At 61.3% G+C, this 26,980-nt stretch carries 16 protein-coding genes and 3 tRNA genes; 5 read left to right on the forward strand and 14 right to left on the reverse strand.

All coding sequences use genetic code 11. From position 1 onward, the window contains the following. Positions 1–380: 380 nt before the first annotated feature. Complete coding sequence (locus HMPREF2884_RS07640; RefSeq protein WP_070616543.1) at positions 381–1,382, forward strand: NAD-dependent epimerase/dehydratase family protein; 1,002 nt, start codon at positions 381–383, stop codon at positions 1,380–1,382. Between the two features lie 155 nt (positions 1,383–1,537). Here the strand turns inward: HMPREF2884_RS07640 and HMPREF2884_RS07645 are convergent, their stop codons facing one another. The 9 genes from HMPREF2884_RS07645 to argS all read right to left on the reverse strand — a co-directional run bounded on the left by HMPREF2884_RS07645 (position 1,538) and on the right by argS (position 15,044). Next, a complete protein-coding gene (locus HMPREF2884_RS07645) occupies positions 1,538–2,746 on the reverse strand; it encodes an L-threonylcarbamoyladenylate synthase (RefSeq protein ID WP_070616545.1) in 1,209 nt (402 codons plus the stop codon). Between the two features lie 169 nt (positions 2,747–2,915). After that, positions 2,916–3,824 (reverse strand): peptide chain release factor N(5)-glutamine methyltransferase, encoded by a 909-nt coding sequence (gene prmC, locus HMPREF2884_RS07650; protein WP_070616547.1) that lies wholly within the window; start codon positions 3,822–3,824, stop codon positions 2,916–2,918. A gap of 134 nt (positions 3,825–3,958) precedes the next feature. Beyond that, positions 3,959–5,041: a peptide chain release factor 1 gene (gene prfA, locus HMPREF2884_RS07655; RefSeq protein WP_005507792.1), complete on the reverse strand. Its 1,083-nt coding sequence runs from the start codon at positions 5,039–5,041 to the stop codon at positions 3,959–3,961. A 143-nt stretch (positions 5,042–5,184) separates the two neighbouring features. Continuing rightward, positions 5,185–7,320, reverse strand: a complete 2,136-nt coding sequence (gene rho / locus HMPREF2884_RS07660) for a transcription termination factor Rho (RefSeq protein ID WP_070616549.1) — start codon at positions 7,318–7,320, stop codon at positions 5,185–5,187. Between the two features lie 513 nt (positions 7,321–7,833). Then, positions 7,834–8,802 (reverse strand): homoserine kinase, encoded by a 969-nt coding sequence (gene thrB, locus HMPREF2884_RS07665; protein WP_060823648.1) that lies wholly within the window; start codon positions 8,800–8,802, stop codon positions 7,834–7,836. 122 nt (positions 8,803–8,924) lie between these two features. Beyond that, positions 8,925–10,025 carry a threonine synthase gene (gene thrC, locus HMPREF2884_RS07670; RefSeq protein WP_070616551.1) on the reverse strand — a complete coding sequence of 367 codons (1,101 nt, stop codon included), beginning with the start codon at positions 10,023–10,025 and terminating at the stop codon, positions 8,925–8,927. A gap of 157 nt (positions 10,026–10,182) precedes the next feature. After that, positions 10,183–11,472, reverse strand: a complete 1,290-nt coding sequence (locus HMPREF2884_RS07675; protein ID WP_070616553.1) for a homoserine dehydrogenase — start codon at positions 11,470–11,472, stop codon at positions 10,183–10,185. A gap of 303 nt (positions 11,473–11,775) precedes the next feature. Further along, positions 11,776–13,296 carry a diaminopimelate decarboxylase gene (lysA, locus tag HMPREF2884_RS07680; protein ID WP_070616555.1) on the reverse strand — a complete coding sequence of 507 codons (1,521 nt, stop codon included), beginning with the start codon at positions 13,294–13,296 and terminating at the stop codon, positions 11,776–11,778. Between the two features lie 83 nt (positions 13,297–13,379). After that, positions 13,380–15,044: an arginine--tRNA ligase gene (gene argS, locus HMPREF2884_RS07685; protein ID WP_070616557.1), complete on the reverse strand. Its 1,665-nt coding sequence runs from the start codon at positions 15,042–15,044 to the stop codon at positions 13,380–13,382. Between the two features lie 74 nt (positions 15,045–15,118). On the opposite strand from argS, the gene HMPREF2884_RS07690 reads away from it, so the two are divergent. From HMPREF2884_RS07690 to HMPREF2884_RS07700, 3 genes are all read left to right on the forward strand, one after another. After that, a tRNA-Arg gene (locus HMPREF2884_RS07690) sits at positions 15,119–15,192 on the forward strand. A gap of 295 nt (positions 15,193–15,487) precedes the next feature. Then, a complete protein-coding gene (locus HMPREF2884_RS07695; RefSeq protein WP_070616559.1) occupies positions 15,488–16,435 on the forward strand; it encodes an NADP-dependent oxidoreductase in 948 nt (315 codons plus the stop codon). Between the two features lie 14 nt (positions 16,436–16,449). Continuing rightward, positions 16,450–17,694, forward strand: a complete 1,245-nt coding sequence (locus tag HMPREF2884_RS07700; RefSeq protein WP_070616561.1) for an alpha/beta hydrolase — start codon at positions 16,450–16,452, stop codon at positions 17,692–17,694. Between the two features lie 36 nt (positions 17,695–17,730). On the opposite strand, the gene HMPREF2884_RS07705 is transcribed toward HMPREF2884_RS07700, so the two are convergent. Beyond that, positions 17,731–18,192 carry a helix-turn-helix domain-containing protein gene (locus HMPREF2884_RS07705; RefSeq protein WP_005506503.1) on the reverse strand — a complete coding sequence of 154 codons (462 nt, stop codon included), beginning with the start codon at positions 18,190–18,192 and terminating at the stop codon, positions 17,731–17,733. A 285-nt stretch (positions 18,193–18,477) separates the two neighbouring features. On the opposite strand from HMPREF2884_RS07705, the gene hrpA reads away from it, so the two are divergent. Continuing rightward, entirely contained in the window at positions 18,478–22,983 is a 4,506-nt protein-coding gene (hrpA, locus tag HMPREF2884_RS07710) for an ATP-dependent RNA helicase HrpA (RefSeq protein ID WP_070616563.1), read from the forward strand. A gap of 384 nt (positions 22,984–23,367) precedes the next feature. On the opposite strand, the gene HMPREF2884_RS07715 is transcribed toward hrpA, so the two are convergent. From HMPREF2884_RS07715 to HMPREF2884_RS07730, 4 genes are all read right to left on the reverse strand, one after another. Then, positions 23,368–24,735, reverse strand: a complete 1,368-nt coding sequence (locus HMPREF2884_RS07715; protein WP_070616565.1) for a hypothetical protein — start codon at positions 24,733–24,735, stop codon at positions 23,368–23,370. A gap of 277 nt (positions 24,736–25,012) precedes the next feature. Continuing rightward, on the reverse strand, positions 25,013–26,005 hold the full coding sequence (locus HMPREF2884_RS07720) for an HNH endonuclease (RefSeq protein ID WP_070604609.1): 993 nt from the start codon (positions 26,003–26,005) through the stop codon (positions 25,013–25,015). A gap of 730 nt (positions 26,006–26,735) precedes the next feature. Further along, positions 26,736–26,807 (reverse strand) — tRNA-Val (locus HMPREF2884_RS07725). 24 nt (positions 26,808–26,831) lie between these two features. Continuing rightward, positions 26,832–26,902 (reverse strand) — tRNA-Cys (locus tag HMPREF2884_RS07730). Positions 26,903–26,980 lie beyond the last annotated feature (78 nt).

Here is a 26,980-nt window from a genome sequence, read left to right on the forward strand (position 1 = left end):
CACCCATACCGAGCTGGGCGCTTATGGTGTTTCTCGCGCCCGCGGCATTCAACCGTGTGGATATATCACTCAAAGAAAATATTCTACCTGCGGTCTCCACTAGAGAGTGAACCATCACCCCAAAAGACGCACTTTATGACAAATAAACAACCGAATTCAGTTGATTTATCCGCATAGCGGACGTACCGGCACACCCAGTTTTGGGTATCCATCAAGCTATCAGCTTTACAGCCTGTATTTGTGCTGTGCACCCCGTGCGAAAAAACGACCAGAGACCGAATAAAAACCCACAAATTCCCCATAAACTGTTCAAATATGGGAAAGTTGAAATGACCCCATTTTTCCCCGCAATGTACGCGGGCTCGTGAGAGGTAAAAGAGATGTCCGAATCCAAGTGGAAAGTCATTGGCGCCAGCGGCTTCGTTGGTTCCTCCATCGTCGCGCGTCTAAACGCAGAAGGTATCAGCGTTGATCCCATCGAGGCACCTCGACTCGCAACCCGCGCCCTCGACGTAGATAGCATCATCGACGAGGCAGACCAGCTTGAAGGCATCATCGACTCCCTCGCAGAAGCCTTCGCCGGCGCGCAGGTCGTCGTCAACGCAGCGGGCCTCGCAGCGCCCAATATGCAGGATCTACCTCCGCTCGTCGGTGCAAACGCCCTGCTTCCCGCCGTAATTGCCATCGCCGCACAGCGAACCGGCGTACGCCGCGTCATCCACCTCTCCTCCGCAGCGGTACAGGGCCCGCGCCTCGTACTGGATGATTCCGAAGAGACCAACCCGTTCAGCGCCTACTCCTTCTCCAAAGCACTCGGCGAAGAAGCGCTGCTCGACCTGCAGGACTACTTCCTCGAAGAGCACCCCGACTGCGCACCCGAACTGTGCATCCTTCGCGCAACCAGCGTGCAGGGCCGCGGCCGACGCACCACCGAACTCTTCGCCAAGATGGCCTCCTCCCCCTTCGCATCCGTTGCGGGTGCAGGCACCGGCAAGTCCCCGGTTTCCAGCGTGCACGCCCTCGCAGAATTCGTGGTCATGCTCGGCACCTTCTCCGGCGAGCTACCCACCATCGTGCTGCAGCCTTGGGAAGGCGCAACCGTCGCCTCCGCATCCGTGGATGCTGGTCGCCGCCACCCGCGCCGCCTGCCCGAGTGGCTCTGCCGCGCAGCCGTCAAGGCGGGCTACACCGTCTCCGAGCTGATGAACGACAAGTTCGCAGGCTCCGTGCGTAAGGTCGAGGTCATGTGGTTCGGCCAGGGCATCGACGACTCCTGGGCACGTGACAACAACCTTCTGCCCACCCCGCGCGTGCGTGAAGTACTGCGCAACGCCCACACCGCGCTGGGTAAGAAGAAGGACCGCCGCTTCGATAAGAAGTAGGTAGCGTACGTGCGCCCCTAACAGCGCACAACCTAGAGGACTCATAGCAGAAGGGAACCCCCCGATATATCTGAACGATATATCGGGGGTTCCCTTATACGTTTTATGCTCTGAGTATTTACACTCAGCAGAGAGTTCTTACAGCCCGCAGAGGTTTAGAGGTGATCCTCCGGAGCATCCTTCTGCTCGGTCTTTGCCTCAGTATTTGCTGCGGATCCAGCATCTTCAGCCTTAGCTTCTGCAGTCTTTGCCTCGCTCTGAGCAGGCTTGCTCTTAGCGGCAGTCTCAATCTTCGACTCGCCAAAGACCAGCGCGCGAGCAGTATCGGCAGGCACAGGCAGGGTCTGCGGTTCATCCGCACGAACCGGCTTCGGAGTGTTGTCACGGTAGCCGCGCGAACGCTCCTGATCCACGCCGGTGCTGAAAGCAGAAGACAGAGCCGAAGTAGCGCCCAGAAGGGACGCAGCGACAGAACCGGCAACCGGTGCCGAAGCGCGACGAGCAGGCTCACCGCTCACAGTGTGGGTGCTGTCCCACTGCTCGTACGCCTCATCCAGGTCAGCCTGCTCATCCAGAGCACGCTCAGAAGGAGTCGACTCAGACGACGCGGAAGAAGCAGCCTCGGCCTCCTCAACCTTACGAGCCGCCTGCTCGTCAGCCTCGGCACGAGTCAGAATGGTCGGAACGACCTCGCGCAGCTCCTCCACCGAAATCGCGCCCTCACGAACCACCACGTAGGGGAAGGAGGTGCAATCCAGAATCGTGGACGGTGCCGGGTCACGCTCAGTCACCACAACCACGCCGTCCTCATTCGGCTCAGACTCAAGCGGCTTAGGACGAGCGCCGCCGTCAATCACCACGGCAACGTCCTCGCCCAGGGATTCCATGGCGGTCTGTGCGTCCAGTGCAGCTTCATGACCGGTCTTATTCGCGCTCGACACCGCCAGCGGACCGTGCTCAGTCAGCAGCTTCAGGGCGAACTCATCATCGGGAACACGCACGGCAACAGTACCGCGGGTCTCACCCAAATCCCAGCTCAGCGACGGGTACGCGTAAAGAATCATAGTCAGCGCGCCGGGCCAGAAGCGACCACCCAGATCGTAAATATCGTCCGGAACGTCGTCGACCACGCCAGCGAGCGCAGCAAGATCAAAGATCAGCACGGGCGGCGGCATGGTGCGGTCGCGGCCCTTATCTGCCAGCAGCTTGGCAACGCCCTGATGCGAGAAAGCATCGGCGGCAATACCGTAGACGGTATCGGTGGGCATCACAATCGTGTCGTGCGCCTTCAGCGCCTCGCGGGCAGCTTCGATGGCCTCGCGGGTCTCAGTTTCAGTCGTTACGGGGTACAGCTTTGCAGTCACGGGTCTTATTCTCTCATGTTTTTCTGGATGCGGCGAGACACCGGCACCCACAACGCGCCATGTGGAAGCACTCTTCCGGGGGTTCACCATATTTCACCAGCTCTGAGCTGGCTGAGGAGGCGGACGCGTTGCCTTCACGCAGCCCGGCACGGGCTAGGTGGTGCATCTACTAGTCTAAAGGCTCTAGTGGGCGCGGTTTATAACCGACGCTATGACGCGGACGATTATTCAGGTCACGCACCGGGTAGCAGCCCTCGAAGCCGACACGCGCCAACAGCTCGGCGACGGCTTCTTCCTGGGTGTCGTCGTGCTCCATGATGAACAGGCCGCCGGGGGTAAGAAGCTCGAAGGCGCGGGCGGCAATCGCGGAGGGCATCTGCATGCCGTCCTCTCCCCCGCCGTACAGTGCCATGTCCGGGTCGTGCAGGGCGGCTTCCGGGTCGGCGGGTACGTTCGCCGGCGGAATGTACGGAGGGTTCGAGAGCACCGCGTCGAAGGTTCCGGCAAGTTCGGGCAGGGCGGTGAGGGCGTCCCCCTGAACCAGGTGCACGCCGAGCGGCTCCAGGTTCTTGCGGGTGTAGGGGATGGCGTCTTCGGAGAGTTCCACCGCGAACACCTGGGCGTTCGGCAGTTCGCTCTTGATTGCCGCGGCGATAGCCCCGGAGCCGGTGCACAGGTCGACGATGCGCAGCTGACCGGTTGCCGACTCGGTGCGTGCGGCCAGCACTTTGAGGGCTTCTTCGGCGAGGAGCTCGGTCTCTGGGCGGGGTACGAACACGCCCGGTCCGACTGCCAGTTCTAGGCGGTAGAAGGGAGCGGAGCCAGTAATGTGCTGCAGCGGTTCGCGGCGGACGCGGCGGGCGACCAGCGCCTCGTACTCTGCGACTTGTTCAGGGGTGAGCCGTTCCCCCATGAGCGCCGCGTGCTGTAGGCGTGAGCGTGAGCCGTCGTAGAGCAGGTGCGCGGCGAGGAGCTCGGCGTCCACGCGGGGGCTGGGCACCTGGGCCAGTGCCGCGGTGGCGCGCGTGAGTACCTGCGCGAGTTCTTCCCCGCGCGGGTCGTGCACATTCACCTTCATGAGCTCTCCTTTTCATCTCTCAACGGCTCAAAGCCTATCGCGGCATACAGGTGAGGGGCTCCACCGCCGTAGCGGCGAGCCCCCTCACCAACATCTCATACCGTTTCAAAGAATCGGCACGGGCAAATACAGAATTACTTCTGTTCCTGGCCCACCTGAGCGAGGCGGTGCGCCTCATCCATCTCAATAGCGGACTGAACCACAGGCTCCAAGTCACCATTCAGCACAGCATCCAGGTTGTACGCCTTGTAGCCGGTACGGTGATCCGCAATGCGGTTCTCCGGGAAGTTGTACGTACGGATACGCTCCGAACGGTCCATGGTACGCACCTGCGAAGCGCGGTGTGCCGCGTTCTCAGCGTCAATCTGCTCCTGCTGGTGAGCCAGCAGTCGCGCACGCAGAACGCGCATCGCAGCTTCACGGTTCTGCAGCTGAGACTTCTCATTCTGCATCGCCACCACAATACCGGTCGGAAGGTGAGTAATACGCACCGCCGAGTCAGTGGTGTTCACCGACTGACCACCGGGGCCCGAAGAACGGTACACGTCAATCTTTAGGTCGTTCTGGTTAATCTCGATTTCCTCGGGCTCGTCCACTTCGGGGAACACCAGAACACCGGCAGCAGAAGTGTGGATACGGCCCTGAGACTCAGTCGCCGGAACACGCTGCACACGGTGCACGCCACCCTCATACTTCAGGTGCGCCCACACGCCCTCAGCCGGCTCATTCGAGGAGCCCTTAATAGCAATCTGGGCGTCCTTGTAACCGCCAACATCGGTGCTGGTCGAAGAAATAATCTCAGTCTTCCAGCCCTTGTGCTCGGCGTAACGCATGTACATGCGCAGCAGGTCACCAGCGAACAGAGCCGCCTCGTCACCACCGGCACCAGCCTTCACCTCAAGAATGACGTTACGGCCATCATCCGGGTCACGCGGAATCAGCAGGCGGCGCAGCTTCTCCTGAGCAACCTCCAGCTCCTCCTCCAGACCGGGAATCTCCGCCGCGAAATCCGGATCCTCATCAGCCATCTCGCGAGCAGCCTCAAGGTCATCCTTCAGCGAAGTGTACTTGTTGTACGCAGTCACAATACCGGTCAGCTCCGCGTAGCGGCGGCCCACACGGCGTGCCTTACCCTGATTCGCCTGCACGGCGGGGTCAGCCAGCTGATTCTGCAGGTCAGCGTGCTCATCCAGCAGAACCTGAATAGATTCAAACATTCTGTTCTCTCTTCCATCTCCCGCACTTTACGCCGCACGGGCAGGCACTAGACATCTCACACCCCTCACAACGGGGATGCACAAAACGAACGGCTCACGCGCCCCACCCACAATGAGGAGGTGGGGCGCGTGAGATACGAGCCTTAGTCGACCAGACGCAGACCGTTCTTCTGAACCGTCAGAAGGAACTCCACGTTGCTTTCAGTCTTACGCAGCTGGTTGGTCAGAACACCCAGAGCCTGCTCGGGTTCCATACCCGCCAGGGCACGGCGCAGACCCCACATAATCTTGATCTCATCCGGGGAGAGCAGGTTCTCCTCGCGGCGAGTACCAGAAGCATTAATATCAACCGCCGGGAAGATACGCTTATCCGCCAGCTGACGGGACAGGCGCAGCTCCATGTTACCGGTGCCCTTGAACTCTTCGAAGATCACTTCGTCCATCTTCGAGCCGGTCTCAACCAGCGCGGTAGCCAGGATGGTCAGCGAGCCGCCCTCTTCAATGTTGCGGGCAGCGCCGAAGAACTTCTTCGGCGGGTACAGTGCGGCAGAATCCACACCACCGGACAGGATACGACCGGATGCGGGAGCAGCCAGGTTGTATGCGCGGCCCAGGCGGGTCATGGAGTCCAGCAGCACGACCACATCGTAGCCGAGCTCCACCATACGCTTCGCACGCTCAATAGCCAGCTCAGCCACAGTGGTGTGATCCTCAGCGGGACGGTCGAAGGTCGAGGCGATAACCTCACCCTTAACGGTGCGCTGCATATCGGTCACTTCTTCAGGACGCTCATCCACCAGGACCATCATCAGGTACACGTCCGGGTTGTTCACAGTAATCGCGTTCGCGATGGACTGCAGCATGAGGGTCTTACCCGCCTTCGGCGGGGACACAATCAGACCACGCTGACCCTTACCAATCGGAGACACCAGGTCAACCACGCGGGTGCCCAGCTTCTTCGGGGTGGTCTCCAGGCGCAGACGCTCCTTGGGGTACAGCGGGGTCAGCTTCGAGAACACGCGGCGGTTCGCTGCTTCCTCAACGCTCTGACCGTTAATCGCCTCAACCTGAACCAGCGCGTTGAAACGCTGGCGGCTGTTCGACTCACCCTCACGCGGCACGCGAATCGCGCCGAGCACGTGGTCGCCCTTACGCAGGTTGTACTTCTTCACCTGAGCCAGGGAGACGTACACGTCGTTGGTGCCGGGCAGGTAGCCGGTGGTACGCACGAAAGCGTAGTTATCGAGGATGTCCAGAACACCGGAAATCGGTGCCAGCACATCGTCTTCGCTCAGGCGAGGCTCGTTCTCCTCGCGGCGGCGAGCCTGCTTCTCAGCACGCTCAGCCTGACGGTCACGCTTGGAACGGCGCTCAGTGCGCTCGGCACGCTCTGCGCGTTCTGCACGCTCAGCAGCCTTACGCTCAGCATTGCGCTCTGCACGCTCCGCCTGGCGGTCACGCTTGGAACGACGCTCAGTACGCTCACCATCCTGGTCGCGGCGACGCTCACGGGTACGAGTACGCTTCGAGCTCTTCTCACCGTCAGGGGTGCCAAAAGTCATGTCCAGGGCAGCGTTCAGGCTGTCCAGGCTCGCGGTGCCGTCAGCGGTAGTAGCCTTCAGCTCAGCAGAGTTACCGGGCAGGTCAACCTGCTCCGCACGCTCGCCAATACGCTCAGCAGCCAGCTCAGCACGCACGTCCAGCGGAGGAAGCTCAGCGGGCTTCTCTTCCTTACGGGTGCGGGTGCGGCGGGTACGCTTCTCCGGCTTCTCGTTATTCTCAGTCTTCTCGGACTTCTCAGCCGATGCGTCCTCGCCCTCAGCGGCGCGGCGAGCGCGCGCACGCTTCTGAGCGGGAGTCTCATGGCGGGAAGAACGGGTACGCTTCTCAGACTTTTCAGCCTTCTCAGCGCCCTCGGCGGGAGCCTCAGCAGCCTCAGCGTTTTCGGTCTTCTCAGCCTTCTCCACCTTCGCCTCAGCATCCTTCTGGGTGCGAGTACGGCGGGTACGGCGAGGCTTAGACTCCTCAACCTTCTCAGCATCGGGAGTCTGGGCAGACTCAGCGGGAGTCTCAGCCTTGGGCTCAGCAGGAGCGGCTACGGCGCCGCCACGCTGATGCTCCTCAAGAGCCTGAACCAGCTCAGCCTTCTTCAACTTCAAATAGCCGCGGATACCAAGCTGCTGGGCGAGGACACGCAGCTGCGCGACCTTCAAGTTTGCAAGTTCCGGTGCGGCAGCTGCCGTACCGTACTCATCGGTGACAACAATATTCTTTGCCAACTACAATTCCTTTGGTTATAAGCCCTGAAAATCTTCAGAATAAAGATCGGGCGGGCGCTATAGGGCGGTCAAAGGTTTAGACACTGCCGAAAGAAAACAGCAGTCCGCACCTTCGACTCCCTCGAACCGCACTGGAGGCGGTTCGCGTCTCTTACCGTACCCGCTGATTCAGACACAGCGAGCACACACGGAAGATAAGGCGCTCTATCACAAATGTGGGCAAGCCCAAACCATCATCTCTAAGAACCATCTACACGAGATGAAGAGGATGGAATGGTCACTTTGAAAGGGCACCCGCCGCGAAACCGAACCTCCAGAAAAGTCTTCCCCTATGCGTCAGAAATAAAGAAAGACGTGAACTCCAAAGGCACTCCCCCGAACTCTGCCGGCTCCCGCCCAGATACACAAAGCATCTGAGGCATCAGGGGAAACGGAAGTACGTTACGAAGGATAGTATCGACGGTCTACATTGAACGACGGGCGAACCTCAACATAGGACGAACTAATAACGTCCTACTGAGTAACTATAACACCTTCAGTGTCAATTTCAAGGGGAAGCACCCGCCAGTTCAAGCGGCAATCCACAATAGCGCTACAAGGGTGAGTCGCCTCAAACTCGGCAATCGCCTCCTGAACCTGTCGCACCTGCTCGTCACCGTGCGCAAAGGTCAAAACAGTAGGGCCAGCGCCAGAAATCACCGCAGCAAAACCCTGACTGCGCAGGTACGCAACCAGCACAGCGGACGGCTCCATCGCGGTCACGCGGTACCCCTGATGCAGGTAATCCACGGTCGCATCCATCAGGTACTCGGGAGCATCAGAGAGAGTGCGCACCAGCAACGCCGCACGAGCGGAGTTCGCCACCGCCTCAACGTGGGGCATCTCCTCAGGAATCAGCGAACGAGCAAGCTTCGTCGACACCTCATAATCGGGCACAGCCACCACAGGGTGAACATCAGGATGCACCGGAATAATCAAGGTCTTCCAGTTGCCCATCTCACCCCAGGACACCGACAGGTTGCCGTAAATCGCCGGAGCCACGTTATCCGGATGGCCCTCCATATCGGAGGCGACCTGTAGCATCTGCTCACGGCTCAGACGGTGCTCCTCCGGCAGCAGACCGCTCGCCGCAGCCACACCCGCAACAATAGCCGACGCCGAAGAACCCATACCGCGAGAATGCGGAATCTTGTTATCAGCAATCAGCTTCACCGGGGGCAGCTCATCCAAACCAGCCGCCGCGAAACCAGCCTTCATCGCCTGCAAAACCAGGTGGCTCTCGTCGCGAGGAACATCCGCGCTACCCTCACCGCTGAGCTCAAACTCCAGGCCGGACTCAATACGCTCAACAACCAGCTCATCATAGAAGCCAAGACCCAAACCCATGCTGTCATAGCCGGGACCCAGGTTAGCGCTCGTAGCGGGAACGCGAACCTTAACGGACGCGCCCACCGGAATATCAGAAATATGCAGGGAAGACATGAGAAGAACCTCGCGATCGGTGACGTAATGAGTGAATAGGTGAAAGATACAAAAAGGGCTGTCATGCAGGTGCACCCCGCCCCGAAAAATCGGGACGGAGTGCACAACGTAGTATGAATAGGCTAGTGCAAATCGAGAATATCTGCCACAGCAACCACGTCGAAGGGAGCCTTAGTCGGCTCAACCTTCACGCCGTTCACAGCCTCAAGAGCCCACTGCGGGTCCTTCAGACCGTGACCGGTCACGGTGATGACAATGGTCTTACCCTCGGGAGCTTCACCGGCGCGGTGCTTCTTCAGCAGACCCGCAACACCGGCAGCCGAAGCCGGCTCCACGAAGACACCCTCGCGGGCAGACAGCCAGCGGTGCGCCTCCAGAATCTCCTCATCGGTGACAGCCTCAATCACGCCGCCAGACTCATCACGAGCAGCTTCAGCCTTCTCCCACGACGCGGGGTTACCGATACGGATCGCGGTCGCAATGGTCTCAGGAGCCTCAATCGGGTGACCAGCAACGATCGGTGCAGCACCAGCAGCCTGGAAGCCCCACATGATCGGACGCTTGGTCGCAACCGGCTCCAGCACCTTACCGTCACGGTTGGTGTAAGGCTCCGAGTACTCCTTGTAGCCCTTCCAGTACGCGGTGATGTTACCCGCGTTGCCAACCGGCAGCAGGTGGTAATCGGGAGCGTCACCCAGGGTATCAACAACCTCAAACGAACCGGTCTTCTGGCCCTCAATACGGTAAGGGTTGACCGAGTTCACCAGGAACACCGGGTAATTCTCGCTGAGCTTGCGAGCAATCTCCAGGCAGTTATCGAAGTTGCCGTCAATCTGAATGATGTCAGCACCGTGAGCGATAGCCTGAGACAGCTTACCCATAGAAATCTTGCCGTCCGGAACCAGCACTGCACAGCGCATACCAGCCTGCAGAGCGTACGCAGCAGCCGAAGCGGAAGTGTTGCCGGTCGAAGCACACACAACAGCCTTCGCGCCGTCACGCTTAGCAGCGGTCATCGCGCTGGTCATACCGCGGTCCTTGAACGAACCGGTCGGGTTCATACCCTCAAACTTCAGGTAAACGGTGTTACCGGTCTCAGCAGACAGTGCCGGCGCGTGAATCAGCGGGGTACCGCCCTCGCCCAGGGTCACAGCCTTCACATCGTCTGCGAAGGGCAGACGGTCACGGTACTCATTGATAACGCCCTGCCACACGTGTGCCATTGGCTTCTCCTTCAATCTTGGCGCCCCGCCCGCCGGACCTCCCATAGGTCGGGCGCGGTAGCGGGTACGCGGGTTAGTTAGTGAGCGATGCACCCGCAAGCGAACATCGCACGTTTAGTGAGCGGCGCGTGCCGCACATAGATAATGCTTTTGAGCCTTAATGCTTCTCGGACTCCACGCGGATGACCGAGTTCACCTCACGCACAGTGTCCAGAGCATCAATCACAGCAATCGCACGGCGCAGATCAGAATCCTTCGCCGAGTGAGTCACCATACGAATCTGAGCCGCGCCCTCCTTCGGGGTGGACTGACGCAGAGAATCAACAGAAATACCATGCTCGGCAAGGATACGGGTAATATTCGCCAGAACGCCCAGACGGTCCTCCACCAGAACACCCACCGAGTAGCGAGAAATCACGTTGTCCAGGCTAGTTGCGTGCAACTGAGCGTGAGAAGTCTCCGGAACACCGGGACCGCCCAGCACCAGGCGACGAGCCAAAGACACAAAGTCACCCAGAACAGCCGAAGCAGTCGGAGCGCCACCCGCACCGGGACCGTAGAACATCAGCTCGCCAGCGTTCTCCGCCTCAACGAACACAGCGTTGAACGCACCGTGCACACCAGCCAGCGGGTGCTGACGCGGAATCAGGGTCGGGTTCACGCGAATGTTCGCGCCGTCCGCACCCTCGCGCTCACAAATGGCCAGCAGCTTGATGACGTAACCATCAGCATCCGCAGCCGCAACATCATCAGCGGTGATGGAGGTAATGCCTTCAGTGTGCACATCATCGATGGTGAAGTCAGAGTGGAACGCCAGCGAAGCAACAATCGCAGCCTTCGACGCGGCATCGTGGCCCTCAACGTCAGCGGTCGGGTCAGCCTCCGCGTAGCCGAGCTTCTGAGCCTCAGCCAGTGCGTCCGCGAAGGATGCGCCGGTGGTGTCCATCTGATCAAGAATGTAGTTGGTGGTGCCGTTCATGATGCCCAGAACGCGGGTCACACGGTCACCAGCCAGGGAGTCACGCAGGGGGCGCAGAATCGGGATAGCACCCGCAACAGCAGCCTCGTAAGAGAGCTGAGCACCGGACTCATCAGCGGCAGCCTGCAGCTCCACACCGTGCTTAGCCAGCAGCGCCTTGTTGCCGGAGACCACGGACTTGCCCGCCTTCAGGGCACGCAGAATGCGGGTGCGAGCCGGCTCAATACCGCCGGTCAGCTCGATGACCACATCCGCCGCATCAATCAGGGATTCAGCGTCGGTGGTGTACAGCGAGGGATCCGCATTCCAGTGGCGGGATGCATTAGTATCGCGCACAGCAATACCGATCAACTCCACGGGGGCGCCAATGCGCTTTTCAAGGACGGCGTTATCCTCGACCAGGATGCGAGCAGCCTGGGAACCGACATTACCGGCACCAAGCAGTGCTACTTTGATCTTTTCAGCCACGATAGTCTCTTTCTACGGTCTGTTCCGGGTTCGCCCCGGTATCTCTTCGGGCTACGGTGTGGATGCGGCGCAGAGCACGCACTCAACAACCACTTTATCAAGAGCCGGGGACGGCTCAGCAGCCTCAAGCTGCGACTTTTACTCTCTGAGATGAGGTATCCCTCACAGTGATGAGGTGAACCTTATCTTCTGTCATGTTGTGAACGCACAAAACCGTGAAGACCCCACCCGCAACCGCCACCTCACGGCGTCCATGGCAGAGACGGGAACTTCACGGTTTTTCATGATGTTCAGACAGTGTTCTTAGATATCCGAACCCATATCCAGCGCCAACATATCCTCCTCACGCTGACGACGAATCATCACGCGAGAAGGCTTACCCTCAGCAGTGGCAATCACCGGCGGGCGAGTCAAGAAGTTATAGTTCGAACCCAGCACATAGCAGTACGCGCCGGTCGCCGGAACCGCCAGAATATCGCCAGCCTGCAGGTCAGCGGGCAGGTAGCAGTAACGAACCACCACATCGCCAGACTCGCAGTGCTTACCCACCACGCGAGAGAGCACCTGCTCCCCCGCCGGGGCACGATTCGCCAGGGTCACCGAATAATCCGATTCGTACAGCACCGGGCGGGCGTTATCACTCATACCGCCGTCCACCGAAACGTAGCGGCGCACGCGAATCTCGCCGTTCTCATCCTCAATGCTCACGTTCTTAATGGTGCCCACCGTGTACAGGGTCGCACCCGAAGGACCGGAAATAGAACGGCCCGGCTCGAACGACATGTGCGGAATCGCCATGCCCAGGCGCTCGCAGGTTGCCGCGACGGAAGCGGCAATCGACTCAGTCACCTCGGTAATGGAGCGGGGGTGATCCGCCTCGGTGTAGCCGATGCCGTAGCCACCACCCAGGTCCAGCTCCGGCAGGGTCGCGCCCAGGTCACGGTTGAGGCGGTTCATGAACTCCAGGGCGGTAGTAGCCGCTTGCTCGAAGCCCTCAGCCTCAAAAATCTGCGAACCAATATGGCAGTGAATACCGCGGAAATCCAGAGAATCGGTCGCGTTCAAAATCGCGGCAGCCAGAGCCGCGTAAGAATCGGTAGATTCAACACCCCAGTGCTCCAGCTCCTCCTCATCCAAACCGGCGAGCGCGGCGGTGCCGGGCTGCAGGGACATGCCGAACTTCTGATCCTCGTGCGCGGTCGCAATGGACTCGTGGGTCGAGGCATGCACACCGGGGGTGATGCGAATCAGCACCGGAACCGGGGCGTAGGGTTCCTCGCCCTCAGCCACACGCTCGGCGGCAAGCTCGGCGTACACGCGCTCAATGAGCTTGAGCTCGTCCACCGAGTCAGCCACCACGCGGCCCAGGCCGTTGCGGATCGCGCGGGCAATCTCAGCCTCCGACTTGTTGTTACCGTGCAGGGCGATGTTCGCACCGGGCACCTGTGCGCGCAGAGCCAACGCCAGCTCACCACCGGAGGCGGTATCCAGGCACAGCCCCTCCTCGGTAGCCCAGCGCGCCACGGCGGTGGACAGGAACGACTTACCGGCGTAGTAGACGCTCACCTTCGCACCGTGCGCGGCGAAAGCCTGCTCAAAAGCGGTGCGGTAGGCGCGGGCGCGGGCGCGGAAGGTTGTCTCGGAGAAGACATACTGCGGGGTTTCGTGCTCAGCAACCAGGTCGCTGACGGTCACGCCGTCAATGCAGAGCTCGCCCTGCTCATTGCGGGTGAAGGAATCAGTCCAGATGGTGCGGGACAGGGCTTCGGGGTGCTCGGGGTAGGTGAGCCATTCGGGGGCGTAGAGGGCGCGGGCTTCGCTCATCGTGTCTCTTTCTTAGCTATCTTTGTGGGCATGCGTTCAACCCCCGCCCCGGTAGCACCGGGTCGGGGGTTGAAACGAGAGTATTACATGCGCTCGGGTGCGCTCACACCCAGCAGGTTCAGGCCGTTAGCCAGCACCTGCTGTGCCGCGTTGTTCAGCAGCAGGCGGGTACGGTGCAGGTCGGTGACCTCTTCATCCGCCTTGGGGGTGACGCGGGAGACACCGTACCAGCTGTGGTACGCCGAAGCGAGCTGCTCCAGGTAGCGGTTCACACGGTGCGGCTCGTAGAACTTCGCGGCATCACGCACAGCAGCGGGGAACTGGCCGAGTACAGCCAGCAGCTCGCCGTCAGCAGCCGAGTCGAGCAGGGAGGTGTCCACGCCGTCCTCAACCTTCACGCCAGCCTCCGCAGCGTTACGTGCCACAGCGGCGGTACGTGCGTGAGCGTACTGCACGTAGTAGACCGGGTTCTCGTTGCTCTTGGAAGTCAGCAGGCCCAGGTCAATATCGATGGGGGTGTCCACCGAGTAGCGGGTCAGCTCGTAGCGAGCCGCGTCAACGCCAACAGCCTCGACCAGGTCCTCGAGGGTGACCACGGTGCCGGCACGCTTGGACATGCGGACGGGCTTGCCGTCCTTGACCAGGTTCACCAGCTGACCAATCATGACCTCAATCTGGTCGGCGCGGTAGCCAAGAATCTGGGCGATAGCCTTCAGACGGCCCACGTAGCCGTTGTGGTCAGCGCCGAGCATGTAGATTGCCACATCGGCGGGGTTTACTGCACGGGTCATCTTGTCCTGGTAGTAGGCGATATCGCCCGCCACGTAGGCGTGGTTACCGTCAGACTTAATGACCACGCGATCCTTGTCGTCGCCGTAGTCGGTGGTGCGCATCCACCATGCACCGTCAGCCTCGAAGAGCTGGCCGTTCTCGCGCATGGTCTCAAGCAGGGCGTCCACCTTGCCGCCTTCGAACACGGAGTTCTCGTGGAAGAACACGTCAAAGTGAGTACCGAATGCCGCCAGGGACTCCTTGATCTGATCGAACATCAGGTGAGTACCGATTTCGCGGAAAATCTCTTCGGGGTTCTCAGCCTCAAGCGCGTCGGGGCGCTGAGCCAGAATCTGGTCCTTAATGTCAACAATGTACGCGCCAGCGTAGCCGTCCTCGGGGGTCTCCTCACCGCGAGCAGCGGCAATCAGGGACCGCACGAAACGGTCAATCTGGGTACCGTGGTCGTTGAAGTAGTATTCACGCACGACGTTAGCGCCCTCAGCCTCAAGGACGCGGGCGAGCGCATCACCGACGGCAGCCCAGCGGGTACCGCCCAGGTGGATGGGGCCGGTGGGGTTCGCGGAGACGAACTCAAGGTTAATGGTCTTACCGGCGAACTTGTCGCTGCGGCCGTATGCTTCGCCAGCCTCAACGATGGTGGCGGCAAGCTCACCAGCAGCTGCAGCGTCCAGGGTGATGTTCAGGAAGCCGGGACCAGCAATATCTACGGATGCGACACCGGGGATGGCGCCAATCTTCTCTGCCAGAAGAGCTGCTGCCTCACGCGGGTTCTTGCCCACCTTCTTGGCGAGCTGCAGAGCGACGTTGGTTGCCCAGTCGCCGTGTTCGCGGGACTTGGGGCGCTCTACTCGGACGGCGGGCAGTTCAGCGCCCTCCACGAGGGTCAGCTGGCCGGAGGAAATGGTTTCTTCAAGGGCAAGCGCAATGGCTTCAGAGAGTTCTTCAGGAGTCATAACAAACTATTCTAGCAAGCCTTGGCAGGCGCCTGACCCTTTATCTAGTGCATATCTGATACCATAGGTGGGTTGCCTCTGTAGCTCAGCGGATTAGAGCACCAGTTTCCGGTACTGGGGGTCGAAGGTTCGAATCCTTTCAGGGGCACGATGTTCTTATTCGAGAGGGAACACGGGAGCCGATATCCGAGGCGTATTGTTCGGGTATCGGCTCCTTTTTATTTAACAACTCAACTTTATTGAGCCGCTCACCCTGTTGTGCATAAAGCCTGCGCCGGGTGACCGTTCCCGCCAGCTCCCTCTTCAACCTCAAACTTCAACCTCAGAGGGTGGACACTACCCGCCTGCCTGTTGTGGCAACGCTAACAGCCTTGAGAGAATGGGAAAACGCGCACACCCGTCACATCAGCACGGCTTCAAGCCACAACAGCGGAGGTAACCCGATGACCACCATGCGCCAGATTCAGCTCACCGAATGGGGCGACGAAAGCGTTCTGCACGAAGCAAACGTGCCTATCCCCTCGCCGGTGCGCGGTCACGTGCTCATCAAGACGGTTGCCGCCGGTATCAACCCGATTGATGTGACCACTCGCAAAGGTCTGGGTCCCGCCGCTCAGCTGGCAGATCCGTCGTACAAGCCCTTCGTGCCCGGCTGGGATGTTGCCGGCACCGTGGTTGCTACCGCCGGCGACTACACGGGTTTTAAGGTGGGCGACGGCGTATTTGGTCTTGTTGCTTTCCCCTCCCCCGCCGGTGCGTACGCCGAGTATGTTCTCGCCCCGGCGCATCAGCTGGTGAAGGTGCCCGCCGATGTTCCCTGCGCTCAATTGGGCGGCGCTCCCCTGGCGGCGCTGACCGCATACCAGGCGCTCTTCGAAGTGGCGCGGTTGAAGGAAGGCGAGCGCGTGCTTATTCACGCCGGTGCCGGAGGCGTCGGCCACCTCGCCGTTCAGTTGGCGGCGCAGGCTGGCGCTCAGGTTTTTGCGACCGCCTCCGCGGCGAACTACGAGTTTGTGCGCTCTCTGGGTGCCCAGCCTATTGATTACCGTACCGAGGATTTCCGCGCTGTACTGGGCCAGACCATGGATGTGGTGCTCAATTCCACCGGCCAGCAGACCTTCCTCGATTCGCTGGAGGTGCTGGTTCCCGGCGGCCGCATTGTCACGCTGACCAGCCCCGACCCGCTGGACGTTGCGCGTGAGCGCGGCTTCGAGGCGCAGTGGCTGACGGTTCACCCGGACCGCACGCAGATGCAGGAGATTGCCCGCCTCATGTCCTTAGGCCTGTTGAAGGTGCATGTGGATCAGGTGCTTGATTTTTCGCAGGCTGCGCAGGCTCACGCCCTGGTGGCGACGGGTCGCACCCGCGGCAAGATCGTACTGGTTCCCTAACGCGGCGCTGATTCATGCAGACTTCTGAGAGCGCGCCGAATGTAGAGGGTGCACTGACCACTGAGGGCACGCCGAATGTAGAGGGTGCACTGACCACTGAGGGCGCGCCGAAGGTTGAGGGCACCGAGTACTGCTCCGGTTTTTACCGCGAGGCGGGCTTTTACGATGCCCACTCACTACCCGACTACGGCGCGCAGTCACCGGTAACTCGCGAGGCGTTCGCCTACGATTTCTTCCCCGCCGCTGCCGATTCTTCAACTGCCGAAGCTTCAACTGTCGAGGCTTCTTCCCCCGCGCCGCTGCTGGTGTGGGTTCACGGTGGCGCCTGGCGCTTCGGCACCAACCAGGCCCTACGCGACATCATCCTGCGCACCCCTGGCGGGGAGCAGCCCAATACGCAGGCGCTCATGCGCGCCGCTTTTCAGCAGGCAGGTTGGGCGGTCGCATCCATCAACTACCGGTATTCACATCAGGCACTCTTCCCGGGTGCCCTGCACGATGTGAAGGAGGCCGTGCGTTTCTTCCGCGCCAACGCGCACGAATTCGGTATTGATCCGCAGCGCATCGCGGTAGCGGGCGGAAGCGCCGGCGGGCACCTGAGCATGATGGTTGCGCATACGGGAGATTCCGTCGCCGGTGACGGTAGCGGTGGGGATCCTGCGAGCGCACCCGAGCACGACGAATACTTTGAAGGCAGGGCGGCGAGCGCCTACCCGTCCCATAGTTCGCAGGTGGCGGCGGCGGTTTCGTTTTACGGGGTCAGCGATTTGAGGACCATCTTCACCGACCGTCCCCTGGCTGGCTATGCTCTCGACCACCCCGAGGATGACGGCGCCGAATGGCGGCTGTTGGGAAGTACCCACCCGGTACCCTCAGATCTGTCGGCTATCGACGCTTCCAAGGGTGAGCGGGCGGTTCCGGGTATCTGCATCGAGCGCGCCCAAAAGAACTGGGAGCGTGCGCATCCTATTGATGCGGTACGCCCCCAGAAACGAGTGAATAAGGTCGAAAGTGCCTCTGCACCGGGTGCGAGCGGCGGTGCCACTCCCCTCATGCTCGTGCACGGTATTAGTGATTCGTGTGTGCCGTACCAGCAATCGGTGCGGGTGTATCAGGCGCTGCGCACGCGGCAGGTGCCTACCGATTTGGTGCTGGTTCCGGATGCCGAACACGGGGATTCGCGCTGTTTTAGCCCCGATATTGTTCAGCAGATGCTGTTATTTCTCAACCGCGCTGTTCGGTTCAACCGTAGCGTGTAGCTCAACCGCAGCGTGTAGCCCGAGCAGTTCGACAGGTTAGCGAACGCGGCGGTTCACGTATTCGTGCTCAAGGCGGTAGCGTTCGAGGTCATCAAAAGCAACGCGACGGTGCGTGTTAATGCGCTCGAACGGAATATCTCCGCGCTCCAGCAGGCGAACAACGGTCGGGCGGGATACGCCCAGGTAATCTGCCGCCTCCTGCGTGGTCATGAGGCGGTCCTGGCGTACCACGCAGACATCCTTGCGGTCGGCGAATGCGCGCGCTACGGAGGTGAGGGGCCCGTACATTTCGGGAGAAATCTGTACGCGCTCGCCGTCGCCGGTGACCAGGTAGAGGGTTTCTTCGGCGCTGAGGCGGTCGAAGTGGGTGCGCAGACTCGCGTGAACGAGGGCTTGGAAGAGCTCTTCGCAGCGGTGGTGAATTTCTTCGTGCTGTCCGTCTTCGCAGCAATCCAACACTGCAACACGTGTTGCCGGGTACGTCTTTGGTGATGGCATAGTCACTCCTTCGTTACTGTGTTATTCACCACTGTAGCAGTTGAACGAAACTATCGAAAGAAAGTTAAGAAGCGCAGTTAATTCGCATCTACGGTGCATAAAATTCAAATGAATAATTATTAATTCTATAGATAGCATTTGATGTCATTTATTGTACATTAACTGCTCTCCTGGTGTCAGTATTCCACCACCACCCACCCCGGGGTTCCCGCGAACAAACCCAAATATGACAAACAAAGCACACCCCAAGCCCACCGCGGGCAAGGCGAGTACACTGGATAGGATATGTCTGAGCAGAAATCCACGAAGAAACACGCAGATACTTCTAAGGCCCCCCGCACCGCCCCCACCATGGCGAGCATGGCCGCCGCAATCCACGCGGCAAAGGTACGATCCTCCGAAAAAGCCGCTGGCAAAACCGCAGATAAAACTACTGAGAACTACGCGGTAAAAAACGACGCCCCGAAAAAGGGTGCGCAGAAGAATAACGCAGACCGCAAGAGCTCCTCCCGCGGCGCATCCGAACGCAACTCCAACGCCTCCCGCTCCAACCGACGCGGAGTCGCCAACAACCGCGCCCGCAAGCAGGGCAACCAGCAGGGCGGCACCAACGGTAACCGCCAGGGCAACCAGCAGAACCACCCGGCACCGCGTCGCTACGAGCCGTTCATCCCCGAGGTCATCACCTACCCCGAAGAGCTGCCCGTCAGCGAACGCCGCGAAGACATCATGAACGCGATCCGCGACAACCAGGTCGTCATCATCGCGGGTGAAACCGGCTCCGGTAAAACCACCCAGATCCCCAAAATGTGCCTCGACCTAGGCCTGGGCGCTAAGGGTCTCATCGGCCACACCCAGCCGCGCCGCCTCGCCGCACGCTCCGTCGCCGAACGCATCGCCGAAGAACTCGGTCAGAAAATCGGTGAAACCGTCGGCTACCAGGTGCGATTCACCTCCGAAGTGGGCGAACACAGCGCTATCAAGCTCATGACCGACGGCATTCTGCTCGCCGAAATTCAGAACGACAAGCTGCTACGCCGCTACTCCACCCTCATTATCGACGAGGCGCACGAACGCAGCCTGAACATTGACTTCATCCTCGGCTACCTCAAGCGCATCCTGCCGCAGCGCCCGGATCTGAAGGTCATCATCACCTCCGCGACCATCGACCCGGAGCGTTTCGCACGCCACTTCTCCCCCAGCTACGTGCCGGGCAAGGGCATCGTCGACGAAAACCTCAGCGCCGAAGAACGCGAAATCGCCGAAGCGATCCTGCCCGACGACGCGCCGCCCATCATTGAGGTGTCCGGCCGAACCTACCCCGTGGAAATCCGCTACCGCCCGCTCGACGAGGAAGACTACCTCAGCGACGACGAAATCGAAGACGACCACGACCCCACCGACGGCATCCTCGACGCCATCAAGGAACTCTCCAAGGAAGCGCCCGGCGACATCCTCATCTTCTTCTCCGGCGAACGCGAAATCCGCGACGCCAAGGACGCCATCGAGGCAATGGTTCTCAAGTCGCCGCGCCTGAACTACGAAGTGCTGCCCCTGTACGCGCGCCTCTCGCTCGCCGAACAGCACCGCGTATTCTCCCCCGGATCCCGCCCGCGCATCGTGCTTGCCACGAACGTTGCCGAAACCTCGCTGACCGTGCCCGGCATCAAGTACGTCATCGACACCGGCACCGCCCGCATCTCGCGCTACTCCGCGCGCACCAAGGTTCAGCGTCTGCCCATCGAGCGTATCTCGCAGGCAAGCGCCAACCAGCGCTCCGGTCGATGCGGCCGCGTCAGCGACGGCATCGCCATCCGCCTCTACTCCGAGGAAGACTTCAACTCACGCCCCGAGTTCACCGACCCCGAAATTCTGCGCACCAACCTCGCAGCCGTCATCCTACAGATGATCGCAATCGGCGTGGTCCGCGAGCCCGGCGACATCTCCCGCTTCCCGTTCGTGCAGCCGCCCGCATCTCGCGCCATCAACGACGGCGTGAACCTGCTCCGCGAGCTTGGCGCGCTCACCGAACGCCCCCGCCAGCCCCGCAAGGGCCGCGGCAATAGCGCAACCCTCACCGCCATCGGCCGAGCCATGGCGGCATTCCCCGTGGACCCGCGCCTCGCCCGCATGATCATTGAAGGCGGCCGCCGCAACTGCGCCAAGGAAATGATGGTGCTCGCCGCCGCCCTGACCATCCAGGACCCGCGCGAACGCCCCGCCGACGTGCGCGCAGAAGCCGACGCGATGCACGCCCGCTTCGTCGACGACACCTCCGATTTCTCCTCCTTCCTGCTGCTCTGGGACTACATCAACGAGCAGCAGGCGGCGCTGTCCTCCTCGCAGCTACGCAAAATGTGCCACCGCGAATACATCAACTACCTGCGCATCCGCGAATGGCAGGACCTCTTCGCCCAGCTACGCGAAATGGGACGCACCGCCAACATTCACGCCAGCGGCGGCAGGGACATCAACGCCTCCGCCCACGAAATCGACATCCACAAGAGCCTGCTCTCCGGCCTGCTCTCGCACGTAGGCGTCAAGGAAGAACGCGAAAAGGACTCCAAGGGACGCAACCGCGGACCCCGCGAATACCTCGGCGCACGCGGCACCAAGTTCGCAATCTTCCCCGGCTCTGGACTGTTCAAAAAGAGCCCCGACTGGGTGCTCTCCGCCGAACTCGTCGAAACCTCCCGCCTGTGGGCGCGCACCAACGCCTCCATCGACCCGCAGTGGATCGAAGAAATCGGCAAGCACCTCATCAGCGTGCAATACTCCGAACCGCACTGGTCGCTCAGCTCCGGTGCGGCAGTCGCCTACGCCAAGGGCACCCTCTTCGGCCTGACCATCTACGCCGACCGCCCCGTGCAGTACGCCCGCGTAGACGCCGCCGCAGCCCGCGAACTGTTCATCCAGTCCGCCCTCGTCGAAGGCCAATGGCACACCCAGCACAAGTTCTACCTGCGCAACCAGCGCGCCCTCGCCGAGGTTGAAGAGCTTGAGGCACGCCTGCGCCGCCGCGACCTGCGCGTGGACGACTCCGTGCTCTTCGCCTTCTACGACGCACGCATCCCCGCCCACGTGACCGACGTGCGCGCCTTCGACAAGTGGTGGAAGCAGGCACGTCTCGAAGACGACAACTACCTGGACTTCAACCCCGAAAAGCTCATCAATGAGGAAGCCGCCGACTACGACGACTCGCAGTTCCCCCGCCAGTGGGTGCAGCGCACCGACAGCGGCGAACTGACCCTCGACCTGCGCTACGAATACGCCCCCACCGCCGGCGTGGGAGGCGCACGCACCGACGCCGCCAAGCGCGACGGCGTAGCAGTCCAGGTACCCATCCTGTTCCTCAACCAGCTGAACCCCGAACCGTTCCGCTGGCAGATTCCCGGCCTGCGCCACGAACTCGTCACCGCGCTCATCAAGTCCCTCCCTAAGGCGATTCGCCGCAACTTCGTGCCCGCACCCGACGTGGCACGCGCCGCCTGCGCCGCCCTCGAGGAGGACTACTCCCCCGCCACCGACGAGCTCATCCCCTCCCTGGCACTCGTACTACGCCGCCTGCGCGGCGTGGTCGTCGAGCCCGAAGCCTTCAACTGGGACGCCGTGCCCGAACACCTGAAAATGGGATTCCAGGTACGCAACGCACGCAACAAGATCCTGGGCGAAGGCAAGGACCTGCGCGCCCTACAGCAGCAGCTACACAAGGAGATTCGTGGCGCCCTCGCCGACTCCCTTGGCGCATCCGACGACACCATGGCAAAAATGGTGGCACTCGCGCAGGGTAGCTCGGATGGCTCGGGTAACTCGGGCAGCTCCGCGGCTTCTGCCAAGAAGGGCGCGAAGAAGGCTCAGAGCGGCACCACCCAGGTAGCCGATGCGCACGGTTCGCAGGTACGCGAAATCAGCGGCCTCACCGAATTCCCCGCCGATCTCTTCCCCAACGGAGAAATCCCCCGCAAGGTACAGCGCATCATCGCCACCCAGGCAGTCAACGGCTACCCCGCCCTCGTCGACGAAGAAACCAGCGTAGGCCTGCGCATCTTCCCCACCGAAGCCGAACAGCTCCACGCACAGCGCCGCGGCATCATCCGCCTGCTCCAGCTGCAGGTGCCCTCGCCCGTACGCTACGTGAGCGAACACCTCTCCCACAAGGAGAAAATCGTCTTCACGCAGAACCCGCACGGCTCCATCGACGAACTCATCCGCGACTGCACCGTCGCGGCGCTCGACCACCTCGTGCCGCACACGCCCATCTTCACGCACGCCGAATACAGCGAACTCTACGAGCACGTGCGCGCCGAACTCATCGAGACGGTCTTCGACGTCACCAAGCTCGTCGCCGAAATCCTCTCCGAAGCCACCGCGCTGAAGAAGGCTATCAAGAAGGCAACCTCGCTGACGACCATGCACGCCGTCTCCGACGTGAAGGCACAGATGGAGAACCTGGTCTACCCCGGGTTCGTGGCGCAGACCGGCTACGACCAGCTGGTTCACCTGCCGCGTTACCTGAAGGCCGCCCAGGTGCGCCTGACGAAGCTCGGCCCGAACCTACACCGCGACAACCAGCTCATGCTCACGGTGCAGGATCTTGAGGATTCCTACGATAACGCGGTCAAGTCGCTGCCGGCCGGCACCATCGTGCCGGATGCGCTCCGCCGCGTGAACTGGATGATTGAGGAGCTACGCGTCAGCTTCTTCGCCCAGGAGCTCGGTACCGCCTACACGGTGTCTGAGAAACGCATTGCGAAGGCTCAGCGTGAGGCGCTGGACGCCATCAAGCGCTAGCTTGTGAGATTACGTCTTGTGCGGATGGCGGTGTTCGTCCTCGCTCCTACTCAGGTGTAGGTGCGCCGCATGTTTCCTCCGCGCCTACGCAGGGGCACCCGTCACCCGGACGCTCCGTCCTCTCCTTGCTTCGCTGTGGAGAGCGTCCGGGGTGACACCCTGAGGGCGCTTCCGGAAAACACGGCTGCACCTGCAGCACAAGCAAAGAGCCCCCACACGAGGTAATCGTGTGGGGGCTCTTTGCCGTTCACAGCGCAAGCTAAGCCGGGAACCTAGCGCGGAAAGGCGGTGTCGTCCGTAGCGACATCAGGGTGCCCGAGCTCTGCGAGGGCGGGTGCCCCTGTAGGAGCGAGGACGAACACCGCCTCTCAGCGGGAGAAGCGTTTAGGCAGCCGCCTCGCAGAAAGTTACCGTCACCGAACCGTTACCGCGCTCGCGCATCCACTGCGGCGCGTTCTCAGCCGAAACGATGGAGCCATCAGTCACGGACGGTGCAATGTACGAGCCGCCCGCGCCACCGGCGCCGCCCTGCATCGTGTAGCCGATGCCCTGACGCACGCCGGTCGGGCTGTTCAGCCACTTCTGGGTCAGCACAATCGAGGAGACAGACTGTGCCGCACCGGAACCGCCACCACCGTAGCCTGCGCCGCCACCGCCGGACACCACGGACTGGTAGCCGTTGAAGTTCTGCGCGTACGCGCCCTCGTCGTTGTAGACGTCCAGGTCCCAGCTGCGGTCCTCGTAGGTGCCCTTCTCGTGCACGCTGGCGGGGTTCTCATCCAGCTGGTAGGAGTACGCGCCCGCACCATCGCCGCCGTTGCCCGCGAAGCCACTCGTGCCCGCGTTACCGGCAACAAACTGGCTGAACAGCACCTGGTTGTTGGTGGTTTCAAAGCCAATGATGGGGCCGCTTGCCGGCAGGGTGCCCGCCGCGCCACCGGCACCGCCAACGCCCGCTGCGCCACCGAAACCGGAGTTATAAGTCAGGACTTTAGAGCGTTCAGCGTTGTAGACTTCGTAGCCGGAGGTGCCGTTGGAACCTGCCGCCGCGGAGGCGCTACCCGCCGCGTCGAACTGCGGGGATGCGTCCGAGCCGAGGGGCGCCACACCGGCGTCGATCTGACCGTTGAAGTTGGAGTACCAGGGGTCTGCGTAGGACACGCCGGAGGTGGTCATGCCCGCGCCGCCACCGCCGCCTGCTACAGCTACGACGACGCCGTCGATGAGCAGTGCGGAGGAGCCGCCGCCGGATGCAGCGTACGCCTGGGTCTTGGAGTTTGCCGGGTCCGCGTACTTGGCGTCGACCTGCGCGGTGATGGTGGCGGGGATGGTGTAGGCGGGTACGGAGCCGCCGTTGCCGTATCCTTCACCACCTGCGGTGGGGGTGAGGGAGCCGTCACCGATACCGCCTGCCGCGGCGATAATCTGCACGGTGGAGCCGGGGGTGACGGGGACGATGCCGCTGACCTTCGCGCCGGAGCCGGCGGGGGTCATACGATTGTTGGTGCCGCCCGCGCCGCCGACCAGTTCAAAGTGGAGCTTGTGGACATTGTCGGGCACTGCGAAGGTCTGCACGGTCTTGGTGCCTTCTTCGGTGCCGGAGATGTTGTACGCCGGGTGTGCGGCGAGGGTGCAGTCGTTGGTTGCGGCGACGGATGCCGCGTAGGAGGGGATGGTTGCGGAGGCGGCGACGACGGGTGCCGCCCAGGCTGCACCGGCGACGAGCTTGCGGCGGGTCAGAGATGTAGACATGGTATGCCCTTTATTCGGGTGGGGTGATGTGTTTGTGGCGCGGATGCGGGAGCCTGCAGGCCTGCGCCCGGACGCCGAGGAAAAGCATACCTTGAACCTCAGCTTTAACATAAATCCCTGGCTAGCCCACTGTGCGGGAGCTTTAGGACACCTCGCGCCGCTCCCTTCCTTCGCTCCTGCAGGGGAACCCGCCACGCCCGGACGCTCCGCCTCTCCATGCTTCGCTGCGGAGAGCGCCCGGGCGGGCACCCTGATGCCGCTTTCGGAAGGTGCGGCTTTATGCGAGCCGCAGGTTCCGTCCGCGTACGCAACGCCAGCAGATGGTCTGCAGGTTCTCGGGCTCGTTGTTGCCGCCTTCGGATAGCGGAATCTTGTGGACGACCTCTAGGATGAGGATTCGTTCACGCATGATGGAGTTGCCGCATCCGGGGTTTTGGCAGGTGTAGTTGTCGCGTTCTTTGATGCGTTGGCGCAGCTGGGCGGTCATGAGGGTGCGTTCGCCGCCTTCGGGCCATGCCCAGCGTATTTTGCGTTCGAGGGTTTCGGAGAGCGCGTCAAGGGTTGGGGTGTCGAGGGTGACGGTGACGGCACGATTTTCTTTGCCATTGGGTGAGGTGTATTCGAACCGGTAGACGGGGTAGGGCACGGTCAGCCCTACGTGGCAGACGTTGAGTTTGTTCCAGAACTCGCCGGCGTAGTGCTTGGTGATGAAGTGGGGCGGGTTGATGTGTGCGATCATGTCGTCTTCGCGGCGTCGCACGTTGTCGACGGCGGTTTCGAGGCGCGCGATATCGTCGGAGAGGCGTTGTACGTCTTTGAGGGTTTGCAGGTCGGCTTCGATGCGAAAGTATTTGGTGAGGCTGCCGATGGGGTCCCGCTCGGCTTCGAGAACAACCTGTTGGGAGGACTTGTAGACGTGCGGGTGGCGTTCTTCGGGTTTCTTCTGCAGCAGCGTCTTCCAGGTTTTGGGCTGCTGAACCTCGACGGTGGCGAGGTGGCTGTACATGCCGTTGGTGGAGGTGCCGAGTTCGTAGATTCCGTGGGCGTGGATGTCGTGTACGTAGCTGGCGATTTCGTTGTATTCGCTGGCGAGTGTGGCGGTGCGTTGCCGGTGCATCTGGAATTCGGGGGATGCGAAGTACCGGTTTTTGCGGATGGTCATGATGATACCCAGAATGAGCACGATGATGACAACGCCGAGGATGACGTACCAGAGGGAGAAGACGAAGCATACGGCGAAGAAGATGCCGAGCCCTTTGAGGAATTTCATGGGTGTTCCTTTGTGATACGGCGGTGTATCTGTGAGTGTAGATTTCCTCCATTAGGGTATCGGAGGTGGGTACTGTGTGCAAAGCATTTGGTCACGTTGGAGGTGTATAGGCTTCCGCGCCGCTCCCTTCCTGCGCTCCTGCAGGGGAACCCGCCACGCCCGGACGCTCCGCTCTTCCTTGCTTCGTTGCGGAGAGCGCCCGTGCGGGCACCCTGATGTCGCTTTCGGAAGGTGCGGCGCTAAGCCGCAATTTCAACCCACCTATTTGGCGGAGCCAGCAAAAGACTGAAAGAGCGACAGCCCCTCCCCCTCCAGTTCGTTATACCGGTATCGCGCACCCAAGCCCGCACCTACTGACCCGAGGTCGAGTGTTTTACCTACGAGGCGGAGGGATGGTGTCCTCCGTCGTGACATCGGGGACGCGGAGCGGGGCGAGCGTCACAAAACAGGCTTGGCAGAGCCAGCAAAAGGTTGAGAAGGCGACAGCCCCCTCCCCCTCCAGTTCGTTATGCCGGTATCGCGCACCCAAGCCCTGAACTTACGAATCTGAGGCTGAGTGTCTTACATAGGAAACAGAGGGATGGTGTCCTCCGTCGTGACATCAGGGTGCCCGAAGCGAAGCGAGGGCGGGTCCCCTGTAGGAACAAGGAGGGCACCATCCCTCCGCAAACCAAGAAAATGAAAACATAAACACAAAAGCCCTTAGCTCGAAAGCTAAGGGCTTTATCTGTGCGCGATACTGGGATCGAACCAGTGACCTCTTCCGTGTCAGGGAAGCGCGCTACCGCTGCGCCAATCGCGCTCACAAAACAGTTGTTTTGTTGCGAGGTGAGGACGGGATTCGAACCCGCGTACACGGCTTTGCAGGCCGCTGCCTAACCACTCGACCACCTCACCGCATACGCTCCACGAGGGAACGCGTTCGAACTCTTGGAGTCCTTACGAGCGGTTGACGAGACTTGAACTCGCGACATC

The organism is Rothia sp. HMSC073B08, from assembly GCF_001812975.1.
Classification (GTDB): Bacteria; Actinomycetota; Actinomycetes; order Actinomycetales; family Micrococcaceae; genus Rothia; species Rothia mucilaginosa.